The sequence below is a fragment of the Geothrix sp. PMB-07 genome (genome assembly GCF_030758935.1).
Classification (GTDB): Bacteria; Acidobacteriota; Holophagae; order Holophagales; family Holophagaceae; genus Geothrix.
In genome coordinates, this window is the sequence record NZ_CP132333.1 from 1,800,173 (window position 1) to 1,824,085 (window position 23,913).

The 23,913-nt window shown below is 64.7% G+C and carries 22 protein-coding genes; 7 read left to right on the plus strand and 15 right to left on the minus strand.

What is annotated here, in order from left to right; translation table 11 throughout:
• Window positions 1-321 precede the first annotated feature (321 nt).
• From accC to lspA, 6 genes are all read left to right on the plus strand, one after another.
• Entirely contained in the window at window positions 322-1,815 is a 1,494-nt protein-coding gene (gene accC / locus Q9293_RS08020) for an acetyl-CoA carboxylase biotin carboxylase subunit (protein WP_306251821.1), read from the plus strand.
• 9 nt (window positions 1,816-1,824) lie between these two features.
• Window positions 1,825-2,349, plus strand: coding sequence for a biotin/lipoyl-containing protein (locus Q9293_RS08025; RefSeq protein ID WP_306251823.1), 525 nt, complete (start codon window positions 1,825-1,827; stop codon window positions 2,347-2,349).
• A gap of 285 nt (window positions 2,350-2,634) precedes the next feature.
• Complete coding sequence (locus Q9293_RS08030; protein ID WP_306251825.1) at window positions 2,635-3,783, plus strand: OmpA family protein; 1,149 nt, start codon at window positions 2,635-2,637, stop codon at window positions 3,781-3,783.
• Between the two features lie 59 nt (window positions 3,784-3,842).
• Window positions 3,843-4,235: a large conductance mechanosensitive channel protein MscL gene (mscL, locus tag Q9293_RS08035; protein ID WP_306251827.1), complete on the plus strand. Its 393-nt coding sequence runs from the start codon at window positions 3,843-3,845 to the stop codon at window positions 4,233-4,235.
• 130 nt (window positions 4,236-4,365) lie between these two features.
• A complete protein-coding gene (gene ileS, locus Q9293_RS08040) occupies window positions 4,366-7,140 on the plus strand; it encodes an isoleucine--tRNA ligase (RefSeq protein WP_306251829.1) in 2,775 nt (924 codons plus the stop codon).
• Window positions 7,140-7,631, plus strand: a complete 492-nt coding sequence (gene lspA, locus Q9293_RS08045; protein WP_306251832.1) for a signal peptidase II — start codon at window positions 7,140-7,142, stop codon at window positions 7,629-7,631. Before ileS ends, lspA begins: the two co-directional genes overlap by 1 nt.
• A gap of 87 nt (window positions 7,632-7,718) precedes the next feature.
• On the opposite strand, the gene Q9293_RS08050 is transcribed toward lspA, so the two are convergent.
• Entirely contained in the window at window positions 7,719-8,702 is a 984-nt protein-coding gene (locus tag Q9293_RS08050) for a DUF1028 domain-containing protein (protein WP_306251834.1), read from the minus strand.
• 75 nt (window positions 8,703-8,777) lie between these two features.
• On the opposite strand from Q9293_RS08050, the gene Q9293_RS08055 reads away from it, so the two are divergent.
• Window positions 8,778-9,665 (plus strand): DUF1684 domain-containing protein, encoded by an 888-nt coding sequence (locus tag Q9293_RS08055; RefSeq protein ID WP_306251836.1) that lies wholly within the window; start codon window positions 8,778-8,780, stop codon window positions 9,663-9,665.
• A gap of 72 nt (window positions 9,666-9,737) precedes the next feature.
• On the opposite strand, the gene Q9293_RS08060 is transcribed toward Q9293_RS08055, so the two are convergent.
• The 14 genes from Q9293_RS08060 to Q9293_RS08125 form a co-directional block, all read right to left on the minus strand.
• Entirely contained in the window at window positions 9,738-11,231 is a 1,494-nt protein-coding gene (locus Q9293_RS08060) for an ATP-binding protein (protein WP_306251838.1), read from the minus strand.
• A gap of 6 nt (window positions 11,232-11,237) precedes the next feature.
• Window positions 11,238-11,912, minus strand: coding sequence for a response regulator (locus tag Q9293_RS08065; RefSeq protein WP_306251841.1), 675 nt, complete (start codon window positions 11,910-11,912; stop codon window positions 11,238-11,240).
• An 8-nt stretch (window positions 11,913-11,920) separates the two neighbouring features.
• The gene (locus Q9293_RS08070) at window positions 11,921-12,661 is read right to left on the minus strand and encodes a hypothetical protein (RefSeq protein WP_306251843.1); all 741 of its coding nucleotides are present in this window, start codon (window positions 12,659-12,661) and stop codon (window positions 11,921-11,923) included.
• Window positions 12,662-12,682: 21 nt separating this feature from the next.
• Window positions 12,683-15,001: a DUF5916 domain-containing protein gene (locus Q9293_RS08075; protein ID WP_306251845.1), complete on the minus strand. Its 2,319-nt coding sequence runs from the start codon at window positions 14,999-15,001 to the stop codon at window positions 12,683-12,685.
• 217 nt (window positions 15,002-15,218) lie between these two features.
• Window positions 15,219-16,157 carry a glycosyl hydrolase family 18 protein gene (locus Q9293_RS08080; protein ID WP_306251847.1) on the minus strand — a complete coding sequence of 313 codons (939 nt, stop codon included), beginning with the start codon at window positions 16,155-16,157 and terminating at the stop codon, window positions 15,219-15,221.
• A gap of 31 nt (window positions 16,158-16,188) precedes the next feature.
• Window positions 16,189-17,379 carry a hybrid sensor histidine kinase/response regulator gene (locus Q9293_RS08085; RefSeq protein WP_306251849.1) on the minus strand — a complete coding sequence of 397 codons (1,191 nt, stop codon included), beginning with the start codon at window positions 17,377-17,379 and terminating at the stop codon, window positions 16,189-16,191.
• Window positions 17,380-17,588: 209 nt separating this feature from the next.
• Entirely contained in the window at window positions 17,589-17,987 is a 399-nt protein-coding gene (locus Q9293_RS08090) for a YchJ family protein (protein ID WP_306251850.1), read from the minus strand.
• Window positions 17,988-18,037: 50 nt separating this feature from the next.
• The gene (locus Q9293_RS08095) at window positions 18,038-18,487 is read right to left on the minus strand and encodes a hypothetical protein (RefSeq protein WP_306251852.1); all 450 of its coding nucleotides are present in this window, start codon (window positions 18,485-18,487) and stop codon (window positions 18,038-18,040) included.
• Between the two features lie 56 nt (window positions 18,488-18,543).
• Window positions 18,544-20,208, minus strand: coding sequence for a urocanate hydratase (gene hutU, locus Q9293_RS08100; RefSeq protein ID WP_306251854.1), 1,665 nt, complete (start codon window positions 20,206-20,208; stop codon window positions 18,544-18,546).
• A 216-nt stretch (window positions 20,209-20,424) separates the two neighbouring features.
• Window positions 20,425-21,414: an aldo/keto reductase gene (locus Q9293_RS08105; protein ID WP_306251855.1), complete on the minus strand. Its 990-nt coding sequence runs from the start codon at window positions 21,412-21,414 to the stop codon at window positions 20,425-20,427.
• Window positions 21,415-21,553: 139 nt separating this feature from the next.
• A complete protein-coding gene (locus tag Q9293_RS08110) occupies window positions 21,554-22,204 on the minus strand; it encodes an NAD(P)H-dependent oxidoreductase (RefSeq protein ID WP_306251857.1) in 651 nt (216 codons plus the stop codon).
• 31 nt (window positions 22,205-22,235) lie between these two features.
• A complete protein-coding gene (gene trxA / locus Q9293_RS08115; protein WP_306251859.1) occupies window positions 22,236-22,556 on the minus strand; it encodes a thioredoxin in 321 nt (106 codons plus the stop codon).
• A gap of 83 nt (window positions 22,557-22,639) precedes the next feature.
• A complete protein-coding gene (locus Q9293_RS08120; protein WP_306251861.1) occupies window positions 22,640-23,278 on the minus strand; it encodes an NAD(P)-dependent oxidoreductase in 639 nt (212 codons plus the stop codon).
• Window positions 23,279-23,299: 21 nt separating this feature from the next.
• Window positions 23,300-23,851, minus strand: coding sequence for a flavodoxin family protein (locus Q9293_RS08125; protein ID WP_306251863.1), 552 nt, complete (start codon window positions 23,849-23,851; stop codon window positions 23,300-23,302).
• Between the last annotated feature and the right edge of the window lie 62 nt (window positions 23,852-23,913).

Below are 23,913 nucleotides of genomic sequence, written 5' to 3' on the forward strand. Positions count from 1 at the left end.
CCATCATCATGCCTGAATCCGAGGTCGGCCCATGCCTGTGACCAAGATCTTGATTGCCAATCGCGGGGACGATGACCCCTCCGTGATCGAGCGTAGCGAGGGAGCGGGAGCGAAGCGATCGGGGTCAGGTCCCCGCGCATGCCAGCGATTGATGACCTTCAAGCGAGGATGAGCCCATGTCCGTGACCAAGATCTTGATTGCGAACCGCGGGGACGATGACCCCTCCGTGATCGAGCGTAGCGAGGGAGCGGGAGCGAAGCGATCGGGGTCAGGTCCCCGCGCATGCCAGCGATTGATGACCTTCAAGCGAGGATGAGCCCATGTCCGTGACCAAGATCTTGATTGCGAACCGCGGGGAAATCGCGATTCGCGTGATCCGCACCTGCCGTGAGATGGGCATCCCCACCGTGGCTGTGTACTCCGAAGCGGATCGTGGCGCCCTGCATGTGCGCATGGCTGACGAGGCTTACTGCATCGGCCCCGCCGCAGCGCGGGAGAGCTACCTGGTGCTGGAGAAGATCCTGGATGTGTGCAAGCGCAGCGGCGCGGATGCCGTGCATCCGGGCTATGGCTTCCTCTCCGAGAATGCGGAAGCCGCGAAGGCCTTTCAGGCGGCGGGCATCACTTTCATCGGGCCTAGGCCCGAGTGCATCGTGAGCATGGGCTCGAAAACCGCCGCCCGGGAGGTGGCCATCGCCGCAGGCTGTCCCGTGGTGCCGGGCATCCAGGAAACCATGGCCGACGAGGCGCTGCTGGAGGCCTCCCTCAAGATCGGCTTTCCGGTGATGCTCAAGGCCGCCATGGGCGGTGGTGGCAAGGGCATGCGCCTGGTGCACAAGCCCGAGGAGTTCACCTCGGCGCTGGCGCGGGCCCGAGGCGAGGCGCTCTCCTCTTTTGGCGACGACAGCGTCTACGTGGAGAAGGCCATCGTCCAACCTCGCCACATCGAGATCCAGGTCTTCTCGGATACGCATGGCAACCATGTTTACCTGCATGAGCGGGAGTGCTCGGTGCAGCGCCGCCACCAGAAGGTGATCGAGGAGGCGCCCAGCCCCCATGTCACGCCGGAGATGCGCAAGGCCATGGGCGAAGCAGCCCTGAAGGTGGCCCGCGCTGTGAATTACGTGGGCGCGGGCACCGTGGAATTCCTGGCGGATGCGGACCGCAACTTCTACTTCCTGGAGATGAACACCCGTTTGCAGGTGGAACACCCCGTCACCGAGTGGATCACGGGCCTGGACCTGGTGAAGTGGCAGATCCTCGTGGCCCGCGGTGAGGCACTTCCCATGACGCAGGAGCAGATCCCCCTCAACGGCTGGGCGGTGGAATGCCGCGTCTACGCCGAGGATCCCGACAAGAACTTCATGCCCAGCCCCGGCCGCATCACCTTCCTGCGCACGCCCAGCGGGCGCAACGTGCGCGATGACAGCGGCGTCTACGAAGGGGCCGAGGTGCCGATGTTCTACGACCCCATGATCAGCAAGCTGAGCACCTGGGGCCCCACGCGGCTGGAGGCCATCGAGCGCATGCGCGCAGCCCTGGCGGAGTACCGCATCGGCGGCATTCGACACAACATCGCCTTCCACGAAGCCCTCATGGAGCACGGGCCCTTCCGCGAGGGCGCGCTGCATACCGGCATGCTGGACAAGCCCTTCTGGAAGCGGAAGGACCAGGGGCCCGACCTGAAGTTTGCGGTGGCCGCCGCCCTGCTGCATGAGTTGGAAACCGAGCAGCGACGGGCCACTCAGCCCGCCACTGCCGCCGACGGAAAATCGGATTCCTGGAAACACTGGGGCCGGTTCAACCGGTTATAGGAGCGATGCGTGAAACGGACCCTGATGCTTGGCAAGGAATCCCGGGATGTGGAACTGATCCACCAGGATGGCGTCACGACGCTGGTCTGGGACGGGCAGAGCCAGCCCATCGACATCCTCGAACTGGAACCTGGCTGCTATTCCATCCTGTTGGAAGGCCGCTCGGTGGAAGTGCGTCTGGACGCGGCCAAATCGCCGGATCCCGAGGCCCACGCCTACCGCGCCATGCTCTATGACGGTTCCTACGAGTTCGCCTTGGTGGATCCCCGTCGCGCCCTGCTGGCGGGTTCTGGCGGTGCGGGGGCCGGGGGCGGTGTGCTCTCCTCTCCCATGCCCGGCAAGATCGTGAAACTCCTGGTGAAGCCCGGCGATGCTGTCCAGGAAGGCCAGACCCTCCTCGTGATGGAGGCCATGAAAATGCAGAACGAATTGAAAACCAGCGCTACCGGAATCGTATCCATCGTGCATGTGCAGGAGGGCGACACCGTGGAGACTGGAACTGCGCTCATCACCGTGTTGGCGGCGGAGGCCTGAGGCTGCGAATGGCGATGGCCTTTGCGGTCATTTGACGTGCTGCTTTCGCAGTTCATCAAGGCGCTTCTTTGTAGGAAAAACCAGACGCCGAGATCGCTTGGAGAGCGATGTGCGATTCGTGGTGATAGACCAAAAGGACTATCGGAATTGTCCCAACGATGGTGAGTAATGACGCGATGTATGTAAGAAAGTCTGAGGACGGAAATGCCGGTTTTCCGTTGAAGCATTTTGAAGCTGATGGCTAGCATGGGGTCAGGGATCACCCCCCCCTCAAGGAGGACCGACATGAAGAAAATCCTGATGTTCCTGGTCGCGGGCACCGCGCTCACCCTTTCTGCCCAGGAGGGCACCGCCTGGGTGGCTGGCCACCTGGGACAGACCCTCTTCGAGAGCAAGACGAACCTCAAGGATCAGATGCACTACGGCCTCGGCGCGGGGCACTGGTACACCAACCGTTGGGGCCTTGATCTGCGCGCCCTCCGCAGCGACCTCGATCTGGACAAGAACCCTCTCAAGGTCGCCACGGGCAAGGAAACCCACCTGCTGGCCTCCGGCCTGTTCAACTTCCGCCCGGGAGCCGAGAACTGGTATCCCTACTTGGCCGCCGGTTTGGGCGGCACCAATGTGGGATCACCCTACTCCGGTAAGGCCGAGGGCACCACGCGCCTCAACTACCACGGCGGCCTGGGCATCATGGGCCGCCCCGCAGAGAATGTGCTGCTGGATGTGAGTGCCAAGGCCGTCCGCGTGAACCTTCCCACCGCACGCACGGAGTACCTGGCCACTGTCGGCCTCGGTTACACCTGGGGCGGGGCCAAGAAGGCCGCTCCTGCGCCTGCGCCCGCTCCTGCTCCCGAACCGCCGCCCGCCCCCGCTCCTGAGCCCAAGCCCGAACCGAAGCCCGAGCCGGTGGTGGCGCCTCCTCCGCCGCCTCCTGCGCCCGAGCCCGTGGTGGAAGTCGCCAAGCCGGTGCCGCCTCCGCCCCCCGCGAAGATCGTGCTGGATGAAGCCGTGCTCCACTTCGCCAACGGCAAGGCGGATCTGGGCGCCGATGCCACCGCCGCCATCCAGAAGGTGGCCGATGGCCTGAAAGCCTTCAAGGGCGACTACAGCCTGGAAGTCAGCGGCCATACCTCGTCCGTGGGCGGCAAGGCCCTGAACAAGACCCTCTCCAAGCGTCGCGCCGATGCCGTCGCCAAGGTCCTGGTGGATGCCGGCATCCCCGCCTCCAAGGTGACCACGGTGGGTGTGGGCCCCGACAAGCCGCTGGCTGACAACAAGACCAAGGATGGCCAGGCCAAGAACCGCCGCGTGGAGATCGACGTGAAGGTGAGCGATGGCAAGGCTGAGGTCCGCAAGACCGAGACCGAGATCGTGGGCGCCACCCTCCCGGCTCCCTCACCCCGCAAGCCTTTGAAGAAGGCCGGTAAGTAGCATCCAGGGTAAATTGACCAGCGGGGGCCGATGCCCCCGCTGATTTTATGGGAGTGCCCATGTCTCTGAAAGACGAGTTCAAGGCCTTCATCATGAAAGGCAACGTCATCGACCTGGCCGTGGCCGTGGTCGTGGGTGGCGCTTTCGGCAAGATCGTGACGGCCTTCGTGGAGGGCATCGTCATGCCCCTGGTCACCATCGTGCTGCCTGCGAACGTCAAGTGGGAGGAGTGGGTTCTGGGCAAGTTCCGCGTGGGCGCCGTGCTTGGGGCCACCGTGAACTTCCTGATCATCTCCTTGGTGATCTTCCTGGTGCTGATCAAGCTGCTGGGCAAGTTCGTGAAGAAGGAGGAGGCGCCTGCTGCCGAGCCCACCACGAAGGAGTGCCCCGCCTGCCTGGAGCAGGTGCCGCTGAAGGCCACCCGCTGCAAGCACTGCACCAGCCAGCTCTGATTCCCCCAGAATCTCAGGAAAGGGCCCGGGACTCCGGGCCCTTTCCCTTGTGGGAACACTGGCTCCCATGCTGAACTGGAAGATCAACCCCGGGGCGCTTGGGTGCGCCCCCCGACGCACGAGGGCGCCGATGAGCGAGCAAGCTCCGGTTAAAAAGTACTCCGTTTTCCTTCCCAAGACCGACTTCCCCATGAAGGCGGACCTGCCCCAGCGTGAGCCCAAGCGGCTGGAACGCTGGAAGGCCGAGAGCCTGTACCGCCGCATCGAAGCCAAGCGGCAGGCCGACAACGCCGCGGGCAAGGGCAAGGGCCGCGAGGTGCTTCACGACGGCCCGCCCTACGCCAACGGCGCCATCCACATGGGCCACGCGCTGAACAAGATCCTCAAGGACGTGGTGGTGAAGTCCCGCTGGATGGAGGGCTACGAATCGCCCTACGTGCCGGGCTGGGACTGCCACGGCCTGCCTATCGAGCATGCCGTGGAGAAGGATCTGGGGCCCAAGCGCCGCGAGCTGAGCCGCGCGGAATTCCTGCAGCGCTGCCGCGCCTATGCCCAGAAGTGGATCGACACTCAGCGCACCGCCTTCCAGCGCCTGGGCGTGCTGGGCGCGTGGGAACAGCCCTACGTGACCATGGATCCGCTGTACGAGGCGGAGACGGTGCGCCACCTGGCCAAGCTCTTCGAGAGCGGCAGCGTCACCCGCAAGCTCAAGGTGGTGCACTGGAGCTACGGCGCCCGCACGGCCCTGGCCGAAGCGGAAGTGGAGTACGCGGACAGGACCAGCGCCGCCATCACCGTGGCCTTCCCCGTCACCGATGCCGAAGCCAGGCGCCTCGAACTGCCCACGCCCATGTTCGTGCCCATCTGGACGACCACGCCCTGGACGCTGCCCAGCAACAAGGCCGTGGCCATGCACCCCGATCTGGAATACGCCGTGGTGCGTGCCGGCACCCGTCACTTCGTGGTGGCCGTGACCCTGCGCGAGGACTTCGCGAAGAAGCTGGGTGAGGAACTGCACACGGTGGAGATCCGCAAGGGCAAGGAATTCCAGACCCTGGTGGCCCGTCATCCCTGGATCGACCGCGAGAGCCCCATCCTGCTGGGCGATCACGTCACCGCCGACACCGGCACGGGCCTGGTGCACACGGCCCCCGACCACGGTGTGGACGACTTCAACCTCGCCCATCACCTGGGCCTGCTCCAGCTGGTGGGTCCCGACGGAAAGTTCCTGCCGACGGTCAACGATCCTGAGTTGGAAGGCAAGAACATCTTCGACTGCAATCCGCTGGTGGTGGAGCGCCTCAAGCGGGAAGGGCGCCTCATTCATGAGGAGTCGCTGAACCACAGTTATCCCCACTGCTGGCGCACGAAGACCCCCATCCTCTTCCGCGCCACCGAGCAGTGGTTCATCACCATGGATTCAGAGCTGGCCGGCAAGGCTCGTAGCCTGCGCGAGCTGGGCATCGAGGGCGTCGAGCAGACGCAGTGGATCCCCGCCCAGGGCCAGAACCGCATCCACGCCATGATCGCGGGCCGCCCCGACTGGTGCATCAGCCGCCAGCGTGCCTGGGGCACGCCCATCACGGTGCTGCGCTGCGAGACCTGCGGCGAGCCGCTCGTGGCCGATTCCATCTTCAAGATCGCCTCGGCGGCCATCGAGAAGGGCGGCATCGAGGCCTGGGCCGATCTGCCCGTGGAGCAGCTGCTGCCCGCAGGTACCGTCTGCACGTGCGGCTCGAAGACCTTCCAGAAGGAAACGGACATCCTCGATGTGTGGATCGATTCCGGCGTCAGTGCCTCCGTGGTGTGCGAGTCCCATCCGGAGCTGAAGCGCTCGGACTACGGTCAGTTCATCTACCTCGAAGGCTCGGACCAGCACCGCGGCTGGTTCCACAGCTCGCTGCTCTTCAACCTCGCCGCCACCGGCACCAAGCCCTACAAGCAGGTGGTCACCCACGGCTTCGTGCTCGACGGCAAGGGCCAGAAGATGTCCAAGAGCCTGGGCAACGTCATCACGCCCGAGGAGATCCTGAAGACGCTGGGCGCCGACATCCTGCGCTGGTGGGCCGCCTCCTGCGACTACAGCGAAGACATCCGCATCTCCAAGGAGATCCTCGACCGCAGCGCCGATGCCTACCGGAAGATTCGCAACACCCTGCGCTTCCTCTTGGGGGCCTTGGCCGACTTCGATCCGGCCAAGGATGCGGTGGCACCTGCCGACCTCGCCCCCCTGGACCGCTGGGTGCTGGATGCCTTCTCGCGCACCACCCTTGAAGCCCGGGACGCCTACACGCGCTTCGAATTCCACCGCGCCACCCAGGCCCTCCACGGCTTCTGCCAGCAGGAGCTGTCGGGCCGCTACTTCGAGATCATCAAGGACCGCCTCTACTGCGACGCGCTGGATTCCGCCCGCCGCCGCAGCTGCCGCGCCACTTGCTGGGAATTGGCCAAGGGGCTTTGCACCCTGCTGGCGCCCGTCATGAGCTTCACGGCGGACGAAGCCTGGGAGCAGATTCCCGGTTGCTCCGGCAGCGTCCACGAGCAGCGGTTCCCAGAACTTGTAGCTGCACCCGTGGATGCCAAGTGGGAAAAGCTGTGGGAAGTCCGCGAAGCTGTGCAGGCCGCCATGGAGCCCCACCGTGCCGCCAAGACCATCGGCACCAGCCTGGATGCCCAGGTGGCCCTCGCGTTGCCAGCGGCAGATCGCACGGCCATCGAAGGCTTGGGGGAGTCGCTGGAGGACCTGCTGGTGGTTTCCGGCCTCACGGTGACCGAGGGTGACCTTGCCGTTGCTGTGAGCGCGCACGATGGCGTGAAGTGCCCCCGCTGCTGGAACCACAAGGGCGGCCATGGGGCTGGCGAGGATGCGGCCCTCTGCGCCCGCTGCGCGTCGGTGGTGGCCTAGTGCGCCGTCTGCCCTGGCTCTTCCTTCCCGTCGGCATCCTGGCGGCCGATATGGCCTCCAAGGCCTGGATTGTGGCCACGCTTGCGGAAGGCGAATCCCGCGCAGTCATCAACGGGTTCTTCCACCTGACCCTCGGCTACAACCGAGGCGCCATCTTCGGCAGCCTCTACTGGATTCCGGTCAAGGTGCGGTTCGCCCTCTTCGCCGTGGCGGGCCTGGTGGCGCTCCTCTACTTCGGGAAGCTCTTCCTGGAGGAGAAAACCCCCACCTGGGATCGCGTGGCCCTGGGGAGCATCCTGGGGGGCGCCCTGGGCAATGGCCTGGACCGCATCCTCCGGGGCGGGGTCGTGGACTTCCTCGATTTCGCTTTCGGAAGCTGGCACTACTGGAGCTTCAACCTCGCCGACAGCTTCATCCTCTGCGGGGCGATCCTCTACGGAGTGCGCATGATCCTGGCGGCCAAAGGCGAACCGCAGAAGACGGAAAACTGAATCAATTGCCACGGATGAACACAGATGAACACGGATAAAACGACCTGTTCTTATCTGTGTTCATCTGTGTTCATCCGTGGCTGATCTTCACTGCGCTTCTATGGCTTTGAGCAGCGCGGGATCTTTGGGCAGCTGATCCACCTCCGCGAGCCGGGGCACCAGGCGCTTCCAGAAGGGTTCGGCGGCGAAGACGCGTTTGAAGAGGGGCAGGGCCTCGTCGAGCTTGCCGCTGGAAGCGAGAGCCACGGCCTGCCAGAAGGGCATCTCCCAGATGCCTGGTGCCAGCTTCGCAGCGGTGGCGTAGGCGGCCTTGGCCTCGGGCCATTTGGCGGCGGTGACGAAGCCATCGCCCTCATCCATCAGGCGATAGGCGCGGCGCAGTTGGATGAGGCGGCCCAGTTCCCTCAGGGGATCGGGGTTATCCTCCACCCTCAGGTCGAACAGACGGTCATTCCAGGGTTGGCCTGAAGCCTTGCCCTTCACGATGAGGATCGCAGCGCTCTGCATGCCGCGGAGGTCGCCGCCCTCGGCCTGGGCGGCGCGGAGGGCCGCCAACAGCCGGTCTGCCAGATCGCCCTGAGTGCCCCGGAAGGCCTTGGCCATGGCGGGCCAAACGGTGGCCCGGTCCATGAGGTTGGCTTCCACCGTGAAGCCCTCGCCCACCTCGTGGCCGGCGGCCTGGATGCACTTGGCGCCGGTGTGCGCCGCGGCTCGGCCCTGGGCATCCACCATGGCCACCTGGCGGACCTCCCGGTCGGCATCCGCCGCCAGCAGGGCTTTCAGGGCCTCGGGAGCAGGCTTCCCCGTCTTCATGAGGGCCAGACCCAGGGCGCCGTAGCTGGGGTCGGTGAAGCTCTGGGTGGCCACGGCACCGACACCGGGTTCGGCCCAGGGCACGGCGGAGCCCACAGAAAACCAGTGGCTTTGCACGGCCACGCCCAGATCACCCGTGACCGCATCCCGGGCCACGATGGAAAAGGTGTGCACAGGGCGCCGTGGAAGAGGGGCCGATGCTGGCGGTGCGGCCAGAAGGGGCAAGGCCAGACCAAGGGCGAGGAGGGGAGCGCGCATGGGAACCTCGTGGGGGATGCCCCAACATACCAGCGGTGCTGAGGGATAGCGCCAGTCCTGCTAGGATCCATCCCTATGCGAACCGCCCACGCCCTCGCCACCTCGATCCTCCTGGTCGCCCCGGCCCTCTGCGCCCAGGATGCCTACCGCACCTCGGTGGATGCCTGGCATGCCCAACGCGAGGCCAGGCTGGCCGCGGAAGATGGGTGGCTGACGCTCATCGGCCGCGACTGGCTGAATCCCGGCGAGAACACGCTGGGTTCCGCGCCAGGCTCCACGGTGCTGCTGCCCGAAGGCCTCTCCCTGCCCAAGGCGGGCCTGTTCCTGGTGGAAGGTTCCACCGTGCGCTTCAAGCCCCTTCCGGGCAGCGGCCTGCTGCTCAACGGGAAGCCGGCGGTGGAGGCGGTGCTGAAATCCGATGCGGAGGGCCAACCGGATGTCATCAAGGCGGGCCGGGTGAGCCTGTACGTCATCCGCCGCGGCGACCGTCTGGGCATCCGTGTGAAGGATCCGGAAACGCCCGCGCGCAAGGCCTTCCACGGCGTGCCCCGGTACCCGGTGGATGCGGCGTGGCGCGTGGAGGCGGATTTCGTGGCCTACGACAAGCCGCAGGAAAGGGCCATCGCCACGGTCATCGGCACCACGGAAACCATGAGCGCCCCGGGCCTGCTGCGCTTCAAAGTGGGCGGGCGCGAAGTTACCCTCGAGCCCATGGTGGAAGATCCCGAGCACCCGGAACTCTTCATCATCTTCAAGGATGGCACCAGCACCCATGGCACCTATCCTGCCGGCCGCTTCCTCTATGCGGACATGCCCAAGAATGGCAAGGTGATCCTGGATTTCAACCGCGCCATCAATCCGCCCTGCGCCTTCTCCATGTTCGCCACCTGTCCGCTCCCGCCCAAGCAGAACCACCTCGCCATCGATGTGCCTGCGGGGGAGAAGAACCCCGGATTGCACTGACTCGGATTTGAATTCAAAAGATAAGGAACACCACCAAGATCCGGCTTTTCGTTGTTCGAGGACGAAATGGCTTCATGTCCGCGGGCGGCTGGGGAAGCAGAGTCTGGCGAGGGTGCCCTTTTCGGGCGCTCTTGAGATATCCAGGGTTCCACCGTGCAGGCGAAGGATGTTCTTCACGATGGCCAGGCCCAGGCCCGCGCCCCCGGAGGCGCGGCTGCGGGAGACATCCGGGCGCGAGAAACGCTGCCCCAGCCTCAGAAGGAAGTCTTCGGGAATCCCTTCCCCCTCGTCGCGCACCTGCAGAACGATTTGATCTGCTTCGAGAAGGGCCTCCAACGTGACGGTGCTGCCTTCGGGAGCATGGTTGAGGGCATTGGCCAACAGGTTGTGCAGGGCCCGGCGGACGAGCTTCTCATCGGCCACCAGTTCCAGGTTCTCGGCAGACCGCACATCCAGGTGCACTGAGCGCTCTTCCGCCAATGATTCGAAGGGCGAGGCCGCGGCTTTCAGGAGGGCCGCCACCTCAAGGCGTTCCGCCTGGAGCGCCATGGAGGGGTCTTCGGAGCGGGCCAGGAAGAGCATCTGGTCCAGGGTGGCCGCCAGGTGATCCAGGGTTTCGATGACCCCTTCCAGGGTTTCAGCCTGGGCGGGAGGACAGTCGCCATCCCGCAGCAGGCCCTCCACCTGGAGGCGCATGCCATGCAGGGGGGTTCGGAGCTCGTGGGCCACGTCCGCGTTGAGGGTGGTGAGCCGGGAGAAGGCCTCCTCCAGGCGGGCCAGAGCCTGTTTCAGATTCTCTGCCAGGGAACCGAGGTCGCGGGGCAGGTCATCAGGGTCCAGATTCAGAACCAGGGCCCCGGGACGGATAACGGCGGCTTGGGCCTCCAGCAGCTTCAGGGGCGCCAGCTGGCGGCGCGCCACCACGGCCACGAAACCGGCCGTGAGCAGGGTGGCCAGGCCCCAGGTGAGCCAGAGCAGGTTCTGGCTCTTCTTCAGCAGGCGATTCTCGTAGCGGATGTCCCAGGCGGTGAGCACCCAGCCGCCGTTGAAAATGGCCCGGTTGATGATGAAGTGGCAGCCGCTGGTGCCATCGGCCTCGCACCACTGCCACCAGCCGGGTTCGCCGATCCGGCCCAGCTTCGGCAGATTCGAGGGTGGGAGGAGCTTGGCGAATCCTTCGCTTTCCAGCAGCGACTTGCCTTCGGGATCGAGAATTCGCACGAACACATGCTCGGTGCCCTCCAGCACCTCCCGACCGAAAGGCAGGGGAGGGGTAGGCGGTGGAACGGGCTCCTTCTTCACCTGCGCAGGAAGCTGGGGCCCGTCTGGATCAGCGGGTTCCGGCTCATCAGGCGGATCGACGGTCCAGTCGTACTCGTTCAGCCGCACCACCATGAGGCTTGAGACGCGCTGAAGCTCGTGATTGCCCTCCTGCTGGAACAGGCGGGCCAAAGAATCATTCAGGAAGAAGGAGGCGAACCAGATCACGGTGACCACCACGGCCACAGTGCCCAGCACGAGCTGGGTGCTGAGCTTGGGGCGCAGCCAGGCGGATCCGCGGCTCATGGCTGGCTACTCATGGCGGGCTTCCATGCGGTAGCCCACGGAACGGTGGGTGTGGATGAGTTTTTCGGTGAAGGGATCGTCCACCTTCCGCCGCAAGCGGCGCACGGCGGCGTCCACCAAGTTGGGGTCGCCGTCGTAGGCGAGATCCCACAGGGTTTCGGCGATGCGCATGCGGGTGACTGTGTGGCCCGCGTTCCGGGCCAGCAGCTCCAGCAGCGCGTACTCCTGGGCGGTGAGATCCAGGCGCTGGCCGCCCCGGTAGACCTTCCGGCGGGTGGGATCGAGGGAGAGATCGGCGATGGTCCAGCCGCGCTCGGGCGCGGCGCCTTGCCGTTGCAGCAGATTGCGGATGCGCAGCACCAGTTCGGAGAAGGCGAAGGGCTTCACCAGGTAGTCGCCCCCGCCCAGGCCCAGGCCGCGCAGGCGGTCAGGCAGGGCATCCCGGGCGGTGAGGAAGATGACGGGAGTCTCCAGGCCCTTGGCGCGCAGCTCGGCCAGGAAGGTGAAGCCATCGAGGCCTGGGAGCATCACGTCCAGCAGGAGGATGTCGTAGGTCTTTTCCAGGCCAAGGTGCAGGCCCGTTTCGCCGTCGAAGGCCACGTCCACCTGGAAGCCTTCCTGCTCCAGACCGCGCTGGAGGGCCAGGGCCGAGCGTTGGTCATCTTCCACCAGCAGAATCATGGGCCTTCCTACGACGCCTTCATCTTGTCAGCGACCGGGTGGGCCAGGCCACTTTTCACTGCCTGGAGCATCAGCTGCAGAAGCTGGCGCTCGGCGGCTTCCATGAGCTTCTCCTGCTTGGCGGAAAGGGCTTCGCGTTCTGCGTTCAATTTTTCCGCGGCCTGATCCAGCACCCGTTGTTCCTTGTCCAGGGCCAGCATGTCCCGGTCAATGGCCTGCCGGTCGCGGTCGAGGCGCGCACGCGCTCCGGCCGTGGCCGAGCTTTCTTCGTCCAGGGCCTCATCCTGTTCATCCAGGCGCTCCAGCTTGTCATCCAGGGCCTCGCGCCGCGCGTCGAGACCGTTGCGCTGGGTTTCCAGCTGATCCTCCTGGGCCTCCAGCCGATGATCCTGCTCCTCCAGGGAGGCGTCGCCTTTGAAGAGATCCCCCGCCTTGAGGAGAGTGGCTTCGTCCTGGATGACGTAGGGCTTCCGATCATGGAGGAACCACAGGAAGGATGTGCCGAAGCGGGCTTTCAGGCCATCCGTGGATTCCATGTGCGCCCCGCTGGAGACGATGAACATGGAGTGATCCTCACGACCTTTGAGGAAGATGTAGGAGCCAATGGCCTTCACTTCGAGGCCCGCGGTTTTCGGGGCCGTTGGGGGCAGGGGCACAGGGGTGGAGCGGGATTCACAGGCGGCAAGGGCCAGCGTGGATCCATAGAGCAGGGCGGCGGCCAGGGTGGGGTAGAAGCAGGTCACGAGCATGGGTGCCTCCTCGGCAGTGGGTTAACGGAACAGCCAGCTGAGCTTCACTTGAAGCGCGTCGTCGCTGGGCAGGTGGCGAAGGTGGGCGAGATCGGGCAGGGGGCGGATGCCGCCGCGGTCGCCGGTGAGGGCATCCGTCCAGGCGCCGTGGGTGTAGACGGCATAGAGGGCGGAGCCGGGGCGGAACTCCCACCGGGCGATGAGGTTGATGTTCCAGAGGCGGTCGCTGAAGGCGGTCCTGGTGCTGGTGGCGCCGGGCGCCAGCTGATGGTCGTTCACGTAGGAGTGGAGGTCGCGGAAGGACCAGCTGGCATCCATCCACTGGCTGAAGAGCTGCAGCGTGAGGGTGGGACTGAAGCCGTAGGAAATGCGCAGGGTCTGATCCAGCTGCCCCAGACGGCGCATGCCGACGATGGGGGTGGCGCCCTGGGTTTCCAGGTAGTGCCACTGGCCTTCCTCGCGCGCCAGGGTGGTCACCCAGGTCACTTCGAGGCTGGGCATGGGGCGGAGCGACTGGAAGAGGGCGGCGCTCTGGGTGGGACCGCCTTCCCGCCAGTGATGGAAGGCCCGGAGGCTCACGGAGTAGGGCCCATAGGGTGAGTAGAGGTTGAAGAAGGTCCGCGGAAAGGCGTCGTAGTGCAGGTATTTTTTGACGGGATCCCGGAAGGTGCGCAGCTCGCGGTCGTCCTCCGCGGCGAGGCTCTTTTCCAGGCCGAACTCCGCATTCCAGCCGCTGGTGAACTCGGTACCCACCCAGTTGCCCAGGAAGTGTTCGATCACCTTCCCCGTCAGATCCCGCGAGATCGTATAGCCACCCACCCACTGGCGGTTCCTGAGCACACCGAGGGGCTCGTCCCAGCGGCGGCTCACCCCGACGTTGAAACTCTGGATGTCCGGCCGCTGGTTGTAGCCCAGATCGTTCGGATCGAACTCCTGCGAGGTGCTGCTCAACTGGCCGTTGAGGGACCAGCCGTTCTTCCATTGCTGGTTGCCCTGGACCTGGACGTAGGAGCCACCTCTTTGATCGTTCCGGGCCCCAGCATTGGAATGGGCAAATGAAAAGCCCAGGCTTCCGCTGCGGTCCGCGGGCTTGAAGAGAGCATCCGCGCCACCCACCAGGGCCTCGCGGCCCGTGGGATCCGCCTGACGCAGGTAGGAGCCGAAGCCCCCGATGAAACTGCCGCGGTCATCCACATTCTGGGTGGCGCGCAGCACCATCGCATGTGTCATGGGCTCAAGGCTGCGCCGGGATTCCTGGCCGACGTCATCGCGTACGGTGGCCCGCGCGACTTCCATGTTGGCCGCAAGCAGGCCCAGGTTGAGGCCGTTGGCGAACTTGGAGGTGTACTTCGCCGCGCCCAGGATGTCCACGGAGGAGGGCCGGTCCACCAGCTTTTCTCCAGGCTGGAGATCGGGATCGTAAAGCCCCTTGCCCAGGCGGCGGCTGTAGAAGAGGTTGAGGCCCGTGAACTGGAAGATGTCCAGGCCTTCCAGAAAGAAGGGCCGCTTCTCCGGGAAAAAGGTTTCCGTGGTGCCGAGGTTCAGCACGGCCTGATCCACTTCCACCTGCCCGAAATCTGGATGCAGGGTGAGATCCAGCTGGGAGTAGGAATTGAGGCCGAGATGCGCATCCAGGCCCGCCTGGACCTTCCATGTCCGATCATCGAAGCTCTGGGCCGTTTCAAACTTCCGCTGCGTGCTGAGGTAGGGCACCCACTCGCGCCGCGGCTGCGGCTTCACGCCCTCGATGCCCAGGAGATCCGGGAAGTGGCTGACCCAGGCGTTCAGGCCCCGCGGGACGATCTGCCACATGGACAGTTCCTGTCGAGGCGAATAGTCGGAGCGGATGAAGTTGATGCCCCAGACCTGGCCGCCCTGGGTGGCTTTGAGGCGCAGCACAGAAAGGGGGATCTTCAGTTCCGCGGTCCAGCCGTCGGCGTCAGTGGTGACGGCGCTTTCCCACACGCTGTCCCAGCTGAGATCCTCGTTGGTGTCGCCGTAGACGAGGCGATCCTGCTGCACGCCGGAGGCATTGACCATGAAGGCGAAGGCCGTACGGCGGTCGTGGAGGCTGTCGAGGTACACCCCGAACCAGTCGCTGGCGCTGTCCTGATCTCGGCGGTGGATCTGCCGCACGATGGTGGCCTTCCCCTTGGGATGATGCATGCGGGCGCCGACGTAGACGAAGTGATCGTCGTAGAGCACCCGCACTTCGGTCTGGTTGGCGGGCGCCTTGCCCAGTTCCGGCGTAGACACTGTGAACCCCGTGGCCACCGGCGCCAGGGCCCACTGAGGCTCATCCAGGCGGCCATCGATCAGGAGGGGGGACTGCGTCCGCACCGCGATGAGGGTTTTCCGGGCCTCCTCGGCGGCGCGCGTTGGGCATCCATGCAAAAGAATGGCTAGCAACACCCATGAGCGGCCTCGCTCAAACAGCGCTGAGGCAACGTTCGGGTGGCGTGAGCGATCGAAAAGGTGGAGGTCCATGCCGGAAGACTACGGACCGCACCTGATCTCCCGCTGTGCGCTGCCTGATCATTTGGTCAGGATGCGCAAATCACTTCTGGCGTTTGAACCTGGCCAGCGCCGCCCAGGCGGTTTCGGAGCCCCATCGCGGGTCCTTGTCGCTTCCAAGGGTGGAGGGGATGTCCCACACGGCACACCCGGCGCCAACCTTGGCCAGATCCTCCAGGTGCTTGGGCAGGGCTGCTCCTCCCCATTCGTACTGCCAGCCGGGAATGCCCAGCAGCACCTGGGCGGGCCGGAAGCCCTTGCCCTTGGCCCATTCAATCTGCCAGCTGAAGCGGAAGATGGCGGCGCCCTCCGCACAAGGCTTGCCGCCCTCCGGCGTGAAGCTGGCGGCGTTGGCTTCGTAGAGATCGCCGTAGCCCATGGAGTGGATGCCGTCCACCTGGCCCTGCCAATCGCCCCACCAGGCCATGTTGGGGGCGTTGAAGCAGGGGCTGTGGAAGCTGTCGACGGTGAGCAGCTTGCCCTTGGCATGGACAGCGGTGGAGAGCGCCTTTACGAAGGCGCCGTAGGCCTCGCGATCGGCGTCCAGATAGCCTTCGCCCTCCAGATCGAGGTCGATGCCATCCAGCCCGTGGCGCGTCATTTCGTCCACCAGGGAGGTCACGAGCGCGTCGCGATGCAGGGCGAAGGCCGAGCGGGCCCGTTGCCAGTCCCAGATCTTGCCATCGTGGTTGTAGACCGTGAGGAGCACCGGAACGCCCTTGGCCTTGCCCCAGTTTCGGAAGTGCGCCACCTCTGCATCGGTGATGGTTTCGCCCCGCTCGGCGTAGGCGAGTTTCCCTTCGGGCGTGAGGATCCAGAACTGGAGCCCCATGCGGCTGAGCCACTGATCCGCAGTGACCGCGCCAGCCCGGTGGGCCAAGGCCTTCCGGCTGGCGCCCAGTTGGTAGGGCGGGATCCAGCCGATGACATCATGGGCCACCAGGGAACCGGTGAGGGAAGCGAGCAGGAGCAAACGTTTCATCGGCTCTCCTATCAGCCCGGAGTGATCGTTCCTAGGCGAGTCCACCGGTGGGTTCATCGGCGGCCTCGCCAGACTCTCCGTGACGGGCTGGGCGCGCCTTCGGCAGCTCCAGCACGAAAGCGCTGCCCTTGGGCAGATTGTCCTCCACCCAGATGCGGCCCTCGTGGGCCTCGGCCACCAGCTGGCAGAAAGCCAACCCGAGGCCCGATCCGAAATGGGGATCGTGCCCTTCCTTTTTGACCCGGACGAATTTTCCGAAGATCTGGTCGCGCATTTCTTCGGGGATGCCGTGGCCCTCGTCTCGCACTTCCAGGCGCACACCGCTCTCGGTTTTCTGCGCCTCGATCCAGGTGCGGCTGCCCGATGGGGAGTATTTCAGGGCGTTGTCCAGGAGGTTCAGCAACAACCTCCGCAGGAATTCCTGATCGGCCTCGATGTGCAGATCGGGGTCGCAATCCCAGGACAGGATGTGGCTCCGCGACTTGGCCTGAGATTCCATTTCCTTGAGCAGGGAAGGCAACCAGGCGCTGAGCGGGATCGAGGATTTGTGGAGATCCAAGCCCACCTGTTCGGCGCGTCCGATGTCGAGGATGTTCTGGATCATCCGGCCCATGGTGTGCGCGGTGTCGCGAAGCCGCCTCAGCTGCGCTTTGGAGGTGGGGCTGGTCTCGTCCCGTTCATCCATCAGTTCCAGACCCACCTGGATGGCGGAAAGGGGGTTCTTCAGATCGTGCACGATGAATTCGAAAAGCTGTTCCCGCTGCTTCTGCAGATCCAGAAGGTTGTCCCGCTCGGCCTGCACTTCCGCCTGAAGGCGCTTGAGGCGCATGAGGCTGCGGATGCGGACGATCAGCTCCGGCGAGAGGACGGGTTTGCGCAGGAAATCATCCCCCTTGGCGCGCAGGGCCTGGGCATGGATATCCGGTCGCTCGTCGCCCGTCAGGAAGATGATGGGGAGCAGTTCTCCATTGGGAAGATCCCGGATACGGCGGCAAACTTCCAGCCCATCCATGTGGGGCATCTGGATATCCAGAAGCACCAGTTCGGGCTTATAAGTGGACAGAAGTTCCAGGGCCTTTTCGCCCCCCTCGGCCGTTTCTACCTGGTAATAGCCCCGCTCAAGCATCGCGCGCAGACTCCGGCGCGCGAGGGCGTCATCATCCACCACCAAGATCCGGGCCCCATGGTCGGCACGGCGAAAGAACAGGGGCCCATCATTCATGCTTAACCTCAGATGGTGCTTCAGACCAAGTGCAAGCCTAACAAGTTTTTCCTGTGAATATATGAAAAATAAGACAGGAAATGCAAAAATTGCTCTGTCTTTCGGGGCAGACCCTTACACCTTACATGACGAGGCATGAAGATGGGGAAAATATCTCCCCAAATGTGTGGAGGTATTGGGCCTCAGCTATGGATGACGGGCGGGTTGCCTTAGGCCTTGACCACGCCATCCACATACACCCAGCGACCGTTCTCCCGTGCGAACGTGCTGGTTTCAATGTGGAGGCTCCGCCGCCCATTGGCCTGAAGGCTGGCGTGGAAGGTGACGATGCCCGTGTCATCGGTCTTGCCGCCTGCCTCTTTGCGGACGATCTTCAGGCCGACACAGCTCACGGATTTGCAGTACCGCGCCAGTTCCTCGCGATCCTCTTCCCCGCGCTTGGCTTCGGGGCGGGTGGTAATGAGGTACTCCACCTTGCCCAGCGCATAAGCGGAGAAGCGGGAGCGCATCAACTGCTCGGCGGTCTCTGGGAAGGCGGTACCCGCATGGAAGGGGCCGCAGCAGCGGTCATAGGGCTTCTTCGATGTGCAGGGGCAGAGACGGGACATGGAAACCTCAGGGCAAACCGCGGTTCCAGCATCTCATGGCAACCCTGTGATCAGGATCCAGGCCGCACCCGCATCCGCAGCGCGACGTACCAGAGGAACCAGGCGAACAGCAGGGTCAACAGCCACACCAGCCAGGGGAAGGATCCGGTGCCGGCAGTCCAGGCCGCGAAGGATGCCAGCAGAGGGACCAGGGCGCAGATGATGAGGGCCAAGTGGAAGGCCACTTTGGTGATGCGCCCGAGGCGTTCCGCGGCCCGGGCCAGGCGCACGGTGATCATGGCGCAGGCCAGCGAGGGCAGGCCGATGAAGGTCCACAAAAGGAACAGCGGAATGGCCGGGCTCATCCAGCCTTGGCTGAACCACCGGAAATAGCTGGGAAAGGTTCCGATGAACCACACCAAGTCGCCCAGGGCCAGGAAGGCCGTGAGCATGGCGAGGAGGCGGAGCACCAAACTGGATGGCGCCTGCGGGGGCGCCGGAGCGGGCATCGGGTCGGTCATGGGGGCCTCTGGGTGGGCCCATGCTACCGATGCCCGCTCTGGAAAACCAAGGTTTTTCAGCCCTCGAGCGGAATGTGCAGGCCGATGGTGGCGGCGTGTTCCCGCGCGATCTCATAGCCAGCGTCCGCGTGGCGGAAGACGCCCATGGCGGGATCGTTCCAGAGCACGCGGCTGATGCAGCGGTCGGCGCGCTCGGTGCCATCGGCCACGATGACCACGCCGCTGTGCTGGCTGTAGCCCATGCCCACGCCACCGCCGTGGTGGAAGCTCACCCAGGAGGCGCCGCCGGAAGCGGCGGTCAGGGCGTTGAGCAGCGGCCAATCGCTCACGGCATCGGAACCATCCTTCATGGCTTCGGTCTCGCGGTTGGGGCTGGCCACGCTGCCGCTGTCCAGGTGATCACGGCCGATGACGATGGGCGCCTTCACCTTGCCGGTGCGCACCAGCTCGTTGAACTTCAGGCCCGCGAGATGCCGCTCGCCGGCGCCGATCCAGCAGATGCGGGCGGGCAGGCCCTGGAAGGCGATCTTCTCCTTGGCGGCCTTGAGCCAGCGGATCATGCCCTCGTTCTCGGGGAACAGCTCCATCATCGCGGCGTCCGTGACGGCGATGTCTTCGGGATCGCCCGAGAGCGCAGCCCAGCGGAAGGGCCCGATGCCCTTGCAGAAGAGGGGGCGGATGAAGGCGGGCACGAAGCCCGGGAACGCGAAGGCGTTCTCGAGGCCAGCGCGCTGGGCCTGGGCGCGGATGTTGTTGCCGTAATCGAAGGTGACCGAACCCCGGCGCTGAAACTCAATCATGGCTTCCACGTGCGTGCGCATGGAGGCCAGGGCGCGCTGCACGTAGGCTTCGGGCTCGGCCTTGCGCATGACGGCGGCCTGCTCCAGCGACATGCCTGCGGGGATGTAGCCGTTGTATTCATCGTGGGCCGAAGTCTGATCGGTGACCAACTGGGGGACGATGCCGCGCTTCAGGATCTCAGGCAGGATCTCGGCGGCGTTGCCCAGGAGGCCGATGCTGCGGGGCTCCTCGGACTCCATGTACTGCTGGACCAGGGCCAGAGCCGTGTCCAGGTTGTCGGTCCACTCATCCAGGTAGCGCGTGTCGATGCGCTTCTGGATACGGGTCTGGTCCACGTCGATGGCGAGGCACACACCGCCGTTCATGGTGACCGCCAATGGCTGAGCGCCGCCCATGCCACCCAGGCCCGCAGTGAGGGTCAGGGTGCCGGCCAGGGTGCCGCCGAAGTGCTGGCGGCCCGCTTCGGCGAAGGTCTCGTAGGTGCCCTGCACGATGCCCTGGCTGCCGATATAGATCCAGCTGCCGGCGGTCATCTGGCCATACATCATCAGGCCCTTCTGGTCCAGCTCGCGGAAGTGCTCCCAGGTGGCCCACTTCGGCACCAGATTGGAGTTGGCGATGAGGACACGCGGGGCATCTGGGTGAGTCTTCACCACGCCCACGGGTTTGCCACTCTGCACCAGCAGGGTCTGGTCATCCTCGAGGTGCTTCAGTTCCTTCACGATGGCGTGGAAACAGTCCCAGTTGCGCGCCGCCTTGCCCAGGCCGCCGTAGACCACGAGATCTTCCGGGCGCTCGGCCACTTCGGGATCCAGGTTATTCATGAGCATGCGCAGCGCCGCTTCCTGCACCCAGCCTTTGCAATGCAGATGGGAGCCGCGGGGCGCGGTGATAACGGGGGATTCGGATGCAGTGGTCATGGGGGGGCTCCAGCGAAACGGCCCAGTTTCCCACGCCTCGCCCCCGACGGCGATCAAGAGCTCAGAAGTAAGGTTGCCGCCCTCTGCCAGTCGATCCGGATCCCATGGTTGGTTATCGATTTGTAAACAAAATAGTCTTCAGCTCGTCGTCGAAGAGGGCTCGACCAGGGAAACCCTTTCCTGCTTCCGGGACCTCTGCTTGGGGCTGGGGACGGCTCAGCGGTTCACCGTGTGCATGGCGGCTTCGGGATAGCGTGTGCCGCTGGCCGCGCCTGGCGGGAAGAGGCCGCTCAGTTCCTCCAATTCGCCGGGGCAGAGCACGTGATCGAGGGCGCCGAGGTTTTCGTCCAGGCGATCCCGCCGCTTGGTGCCGGGGATGGGCGCCAGATCGCCACCCTGGCCGAGCACCCAGGCCAAGGCCAGCTGGGAGGGCGTGCAACCCCGGGAGGCGGCCATGTCTTCCAGCCTGGCCACGAGGTTGAGGTTCTTCTGGAAGTTCTCGCCCTGAAAACGGGGAGAATTCCGCCGCCAATCGCCGGGCTCGAAATCCTCAAAATGTTTGATCTGGCCCGTGAGGAAGCCACGTCCCAGCGGACTGTAAGGCACGAATCCGACTCCCAGCTCGCGGCAGGTCTGCAGCAGCCCCTCTTCCGGATCGCGGGTCCACAGCGAGTACTCCGACTGAACGGCGGTGACGGGGTGCACAGAGCAGGCCCTGCGAAGGCTGGCGGGGCTCACTTCCGACAGGCCCAAAAAACGCACCTTTCCGGCCTTCACCAGGTCGGCCATGGCGCCGACGGTTTCCTCGATGGGCACCTCCGGATCGACGCGGTGCTGGTAGTAGAGGTCGATGACCTCCACACCCAGGCGCTTGAGACTGCCCTCGCAGGAACTGCGGACGTAGTCGGGACGCCCGCAGACGCCGCGCTTGCTGGGGTCGTTGGGGTCGCGGATGATGCCGAACTTGGTGGCGAGCACCACGCGGTTGCGCACGCCTTTCAGGGCCTGGCCCACCAGGATCTCGTTGAGGAAGGGACCATACATGTCCGCGGTGTCAAAGAAGGTGATGCCGCGGTCCACGGCGTGGTGGAGGGTGGCCGTGGATTCGGCATCGTCCTTGTGCCCGTAGAAATCGGACATGCCCATGCAGCCAAGGCCGATGGCCGATACGGTGAGTCCCTGGGTTCCGAGGGTGCGGGTCAACATGGGGGCCTCCTCAATCACAATGCGATCACGTGAAAAGGATCTACCACCAAGACGCCAAGACACCAAGAAAAGCAACAACCTTGCTCAGTTCCTGGTGTCTTGGTGGTGAAAGCTTTTGTGGGTGATAGGCCAGGCGCGGTCAGCGGTGATCGATGAGGTCCTTGGCTTCAAAGCGCACCTTGGGCGCGCTGGCGTACTTGTCATCCTCAGCGCGGAAGCCCAGGGGGCAGGCGGACACGGTGGCGTAACCGGTGCCCTTGAGGCCGAGGATCTCGTCGTACTTGGCAGGTTCGATGCCCTCGAAGGGGCAGGCGTCGATGCCAAGAAGGGCGGCCGAAGTGAGCAGGTTGCCCATGGCGATGTAGGTCTGCCGGGCGGCCCACTCGCCGATGATGGCGTGGCGGGGGCCATTCACGAGGTCGCCCATCATGAAGCCCTTGTACCCGGCCAGGCTCTCAGCGGTGACGCCGCGCACCTCGGCGATGCGGGCGATGAAGCGGTCCACATCGGCTTCGGTGACATCCTGCTGGGCGGTGAAGACCACCAGGTGGCTGCAATCCTCCACCTGGGATTGATTCCAGGAAGCGGGGCGCAACTTGGCCTTGAGGGCGGGGTCGGTGACCACAATGAACTTCCAGGGCTGCAGGCCGTAGCTGGAAGCCGTGAGAATCAGGGATTCTTCCAGAACCGCCCAGTCAGCGGCCGAGATCTTCTTGGATGAATCGAATTTCTTGGTGGCGTAGCGCCACTTCAGTTGCTGGAGCAGGCTATCGCCAGGGATGGTGCTCATGGGTTCCTCGTGATGGTTGGGATGGATCGGTTTATAGCGACTGCTGAAGGCGGGCCCGCAGCTGATCGATGGGCAGCGATCCCACGATGCGCTCGGTGGGCTGGCCATCCTTGAAGATCACCAGCGTGGGCATGCTCAGCACGTCGTATTGTTCAGAGAGAGGGGTGAAATCATCCACGTTGAGTTTGGCGAAGGTCGCCTTGCCCTGGAATTCTGCCGCCAGGGTTTCCATGATGGGCGCCAGTTCGCGGCAGGGAGCGCACCAGGGAGCCCAGAAATCCACCACGGTGGCACCCTGGGCCACGGCGCTGGAGAAGGTCTGGTCGGTCAGGTGCTGGATGAGATCGGACATGCCTGGGCTCCTGTTTCAGCCTTCCAGATTAACGGATCTGAAAGCTTTCTCGGTCATGACATTATCCTAACCGGGTTGACGGATCAGTAGCCGACGGTGAATCGGCGTCGGACGTGAGTGGGCCTTTCCAGCTCGTCAAGCATGGCCACAGCGTAATCTTCCAGGGAGATGTGGCTGGTACCACTGGCATCCACAAGCAGGGTGTCTTCGCCCAGCCGGAACTGACCGGTGCGCTCTCCGGGGTGGATCGATGCCGATGGGCTGAGCATGGTCCAGTCGAGGTGGGTGTCGGCTCGCAGCAGGGTCAGAATGTCCCGGTTGCCTTCGGCGGTGCCTCGGTATTCCGCAGGGAAATCGGGCGAATCCAGCAGCTGTTGACCAGGCGCGATGTCCAGGCTGCCCGCCCCGCCCACCACCAGCAGACGGGGAACGCCGCTCTCCTTCACAGCGGCGATGAGGCTCTGCATGCCCTTCACGTAGTAGCCGCGAACGTCGGGCTGGGCGTGGCCGCTGAAGGCGCTGATCACCGCGTCATGGCCGCGGAGCAGGTTGGCCAGGGTAGGCGTGTCCGCGATGTCGGCCTGGAGGACGCGGAGCTGGGGATGAGGTGCGAGACGGTCAGGGCGGGTGACGAGGGCCGTGACCTGGTGGCCCCGGGACAGGGCCTCCTTGAGCAAGCCCGATCCGATGAAGCCGGACGCGCCGATGAGCGTGATGTTCATGGTGGATCTCCGACGAAAGGTTCAGGAAGCCTGGGTCCAACGGGCCGTGGCTGTGGCGACGCGCTGGCCGAGCCGTTCGGCGCTCTTGCGATCCGCCAGATTGGGCTCCACCTCCGGCGCCACCTGGCCCGCCGTGGCCATGAGCCCCGTGAAACTGCCCAGTCGGTTGATGCCCTCCTCGTTGTAGGGCATCTCGGCATTGCCCACCCAGACCATGCCGTGCTGCATGGCGAAGATCATGAGCGACTGAAGGGTGTTCAGCTTGTCTCCGCTGGGGCTGCCGCTGATGGTGAATCCGGCGGCCAGTTTGTCCTGCCATTTCCGCTCCAGCCAGGGTTTGGAACTGGCATCCATGAAGGTCTTGAATGGGCCGCTCACATTGCCCATGTAGGTGGGGCTGCCGAAAATGATGGCGTCGGCGGCCTCCAGGTCGGTCCAGTGGGCATCGATCTCCTCCACGGAGATGAGGCTGGTCCGGGTGCCGGGCACCGACTCGGCCCCGGCCTGCACCCGCTCTGCCAGCACTTTGGTGTGCCCGTACCCGCTGTGGAATACGATGGCGACTTTGCTCATGTTGCCTCCTTTGCGAGCACTTGCATTCGACTGGCCCGTGACCCAAACTTTAGGTGCTTACA

Bases quoted from the DNA above. Each gene is read 5' to 3' on its own strand.
- Q9293_RS08060 (WP_306251838.1), bottom strand. From the start codon at position 11,231: ATGAGCCGCGGATCCGCCTGGCTGCGCCCCAAGCTCAGCACCCAGCTC.
- Q9293_RS08090 (WP_306251850.1), bottom strand. From the start codon at position 17,987: ATGTCCCGTCTCTGCCCCTGCACATCGAAGAAGCCCTATGACCGCTGC.
- Q9293_RS08105 (WP_306251855.1), bottom strand. From the start codon at position 21,414: ATGTTGACCCGCACCCTCGGAACCCAGGGACTCACCGTATCGGCCATC.
- Q9293_RS08110 (WP_306251857.1), bottom strand. From the start codon at position 22,204: ATGAGCACCATCCCTGGCGATAGCCTGCTCCAGCAACTGAAGTGGCGC.
- Q9293_RS08070 (WP_306251843.1), bottom strand. From the start codon at position 12,661: ATGCTCGTGACCTGCTTCTACCCCACCCTGGCCGCCGCCCTGCTCTAT.
- Q9293_RS08125 (WP_306251863.1), bottom strand. From the start codon at position 23,851: ATGAGCAAAGTCGCCATCGTATTCCACAGCGGGTACGGGCACACCAAA.
- trxA (WP_306251859.1), bottom strand. From the start codon at position 22,556: ATGTCCGATCTCATCCAGCACCTGACCGACCAGACCTTCTCCAGCGCC.
- ileS (WP_306251829.1), top strand. From the start codon at position 4,366: ATGAGCGAGCAAGCTCCGGTTAAAAAGTACTCCGTTTTCCTTCCCAAG.
- accC (WP_306251821.1), top strand. From the start codon at position 322: ATGTCCGTGACCAAGATCTTGATTGCGAACCGCGGGGAAATCGCGATT.
- Q9293_RS08050 (WP_306251834.1), bottom strand. From the start codon at position 8,702: ATGCGCGCTCCCCTCCTCGCCCTTGGTCTGGCCTTGCCCCTTCTGGCC.
- Q9293_RS08065 (WP_306251841.1), bottom strand. From the start codon at position 11,912: ATGATTCTGCTGGTGGAAGATGACCAACGCTCGGCCCTGGCCCTCCAG.
- Q9293_RS08095 (WP_306251852.1), bottom strand. From the start codon at position 18,487: ATGACCGACCCGATGCCCGCTCCGGCGCCCCCGCAGGCGCCATCCAGT.
- Q9293_RS08055 (WP_306251836.1), top strand. From the start codon at position 8,778: ATGCGAACCGCCCACGCCCTCGCCACCTCGATCCTCCTGGTCGCCCCG.
- hutU (WP_306251854.1), bottom strand. From the start codon at position 20,208: ATGACCACTGCATCCGAATCCCCCGTTATCACCGCGCCCCGCGGCTCC.
- Q9293_RS08120 (WP_306251861.1), bottom strand. From the start codon at position 23,278: ATGAACATCACGCTCATCGGCGCGTCCGGCTTCATCGGATCGGGCTTG.
- mscL (WP_306251827.1), top strand. From the start codon at position 3,843: ATGTCTCTGAAAGACGAGTTCAAGGCCTTCATCATGAAAGGCAACGTC.
- Q9293_RS08085 (WP_306251849.1), bottom strand. From the start codon at position 17,379: ATGAATGATGGGCCCCTGTTCTTTCGCCGTGCCGACCATGGGGCCCGG.
- Q9293_RS08030 (WP_306251825.1), top strand. From the start codon at position 2,635: ATGAAGAAAATCCTGATGTTCCTGGTCGCGGGCACCGCGCTCACCCTT.
- Q9293_RS08080 (WP_306251847.1), bottom strand. From the start codon at position 16,157: ATGAAACGTTTGCTCCTGCTCGCTTCCCTCACCGGTTCCCTGGTGGCC.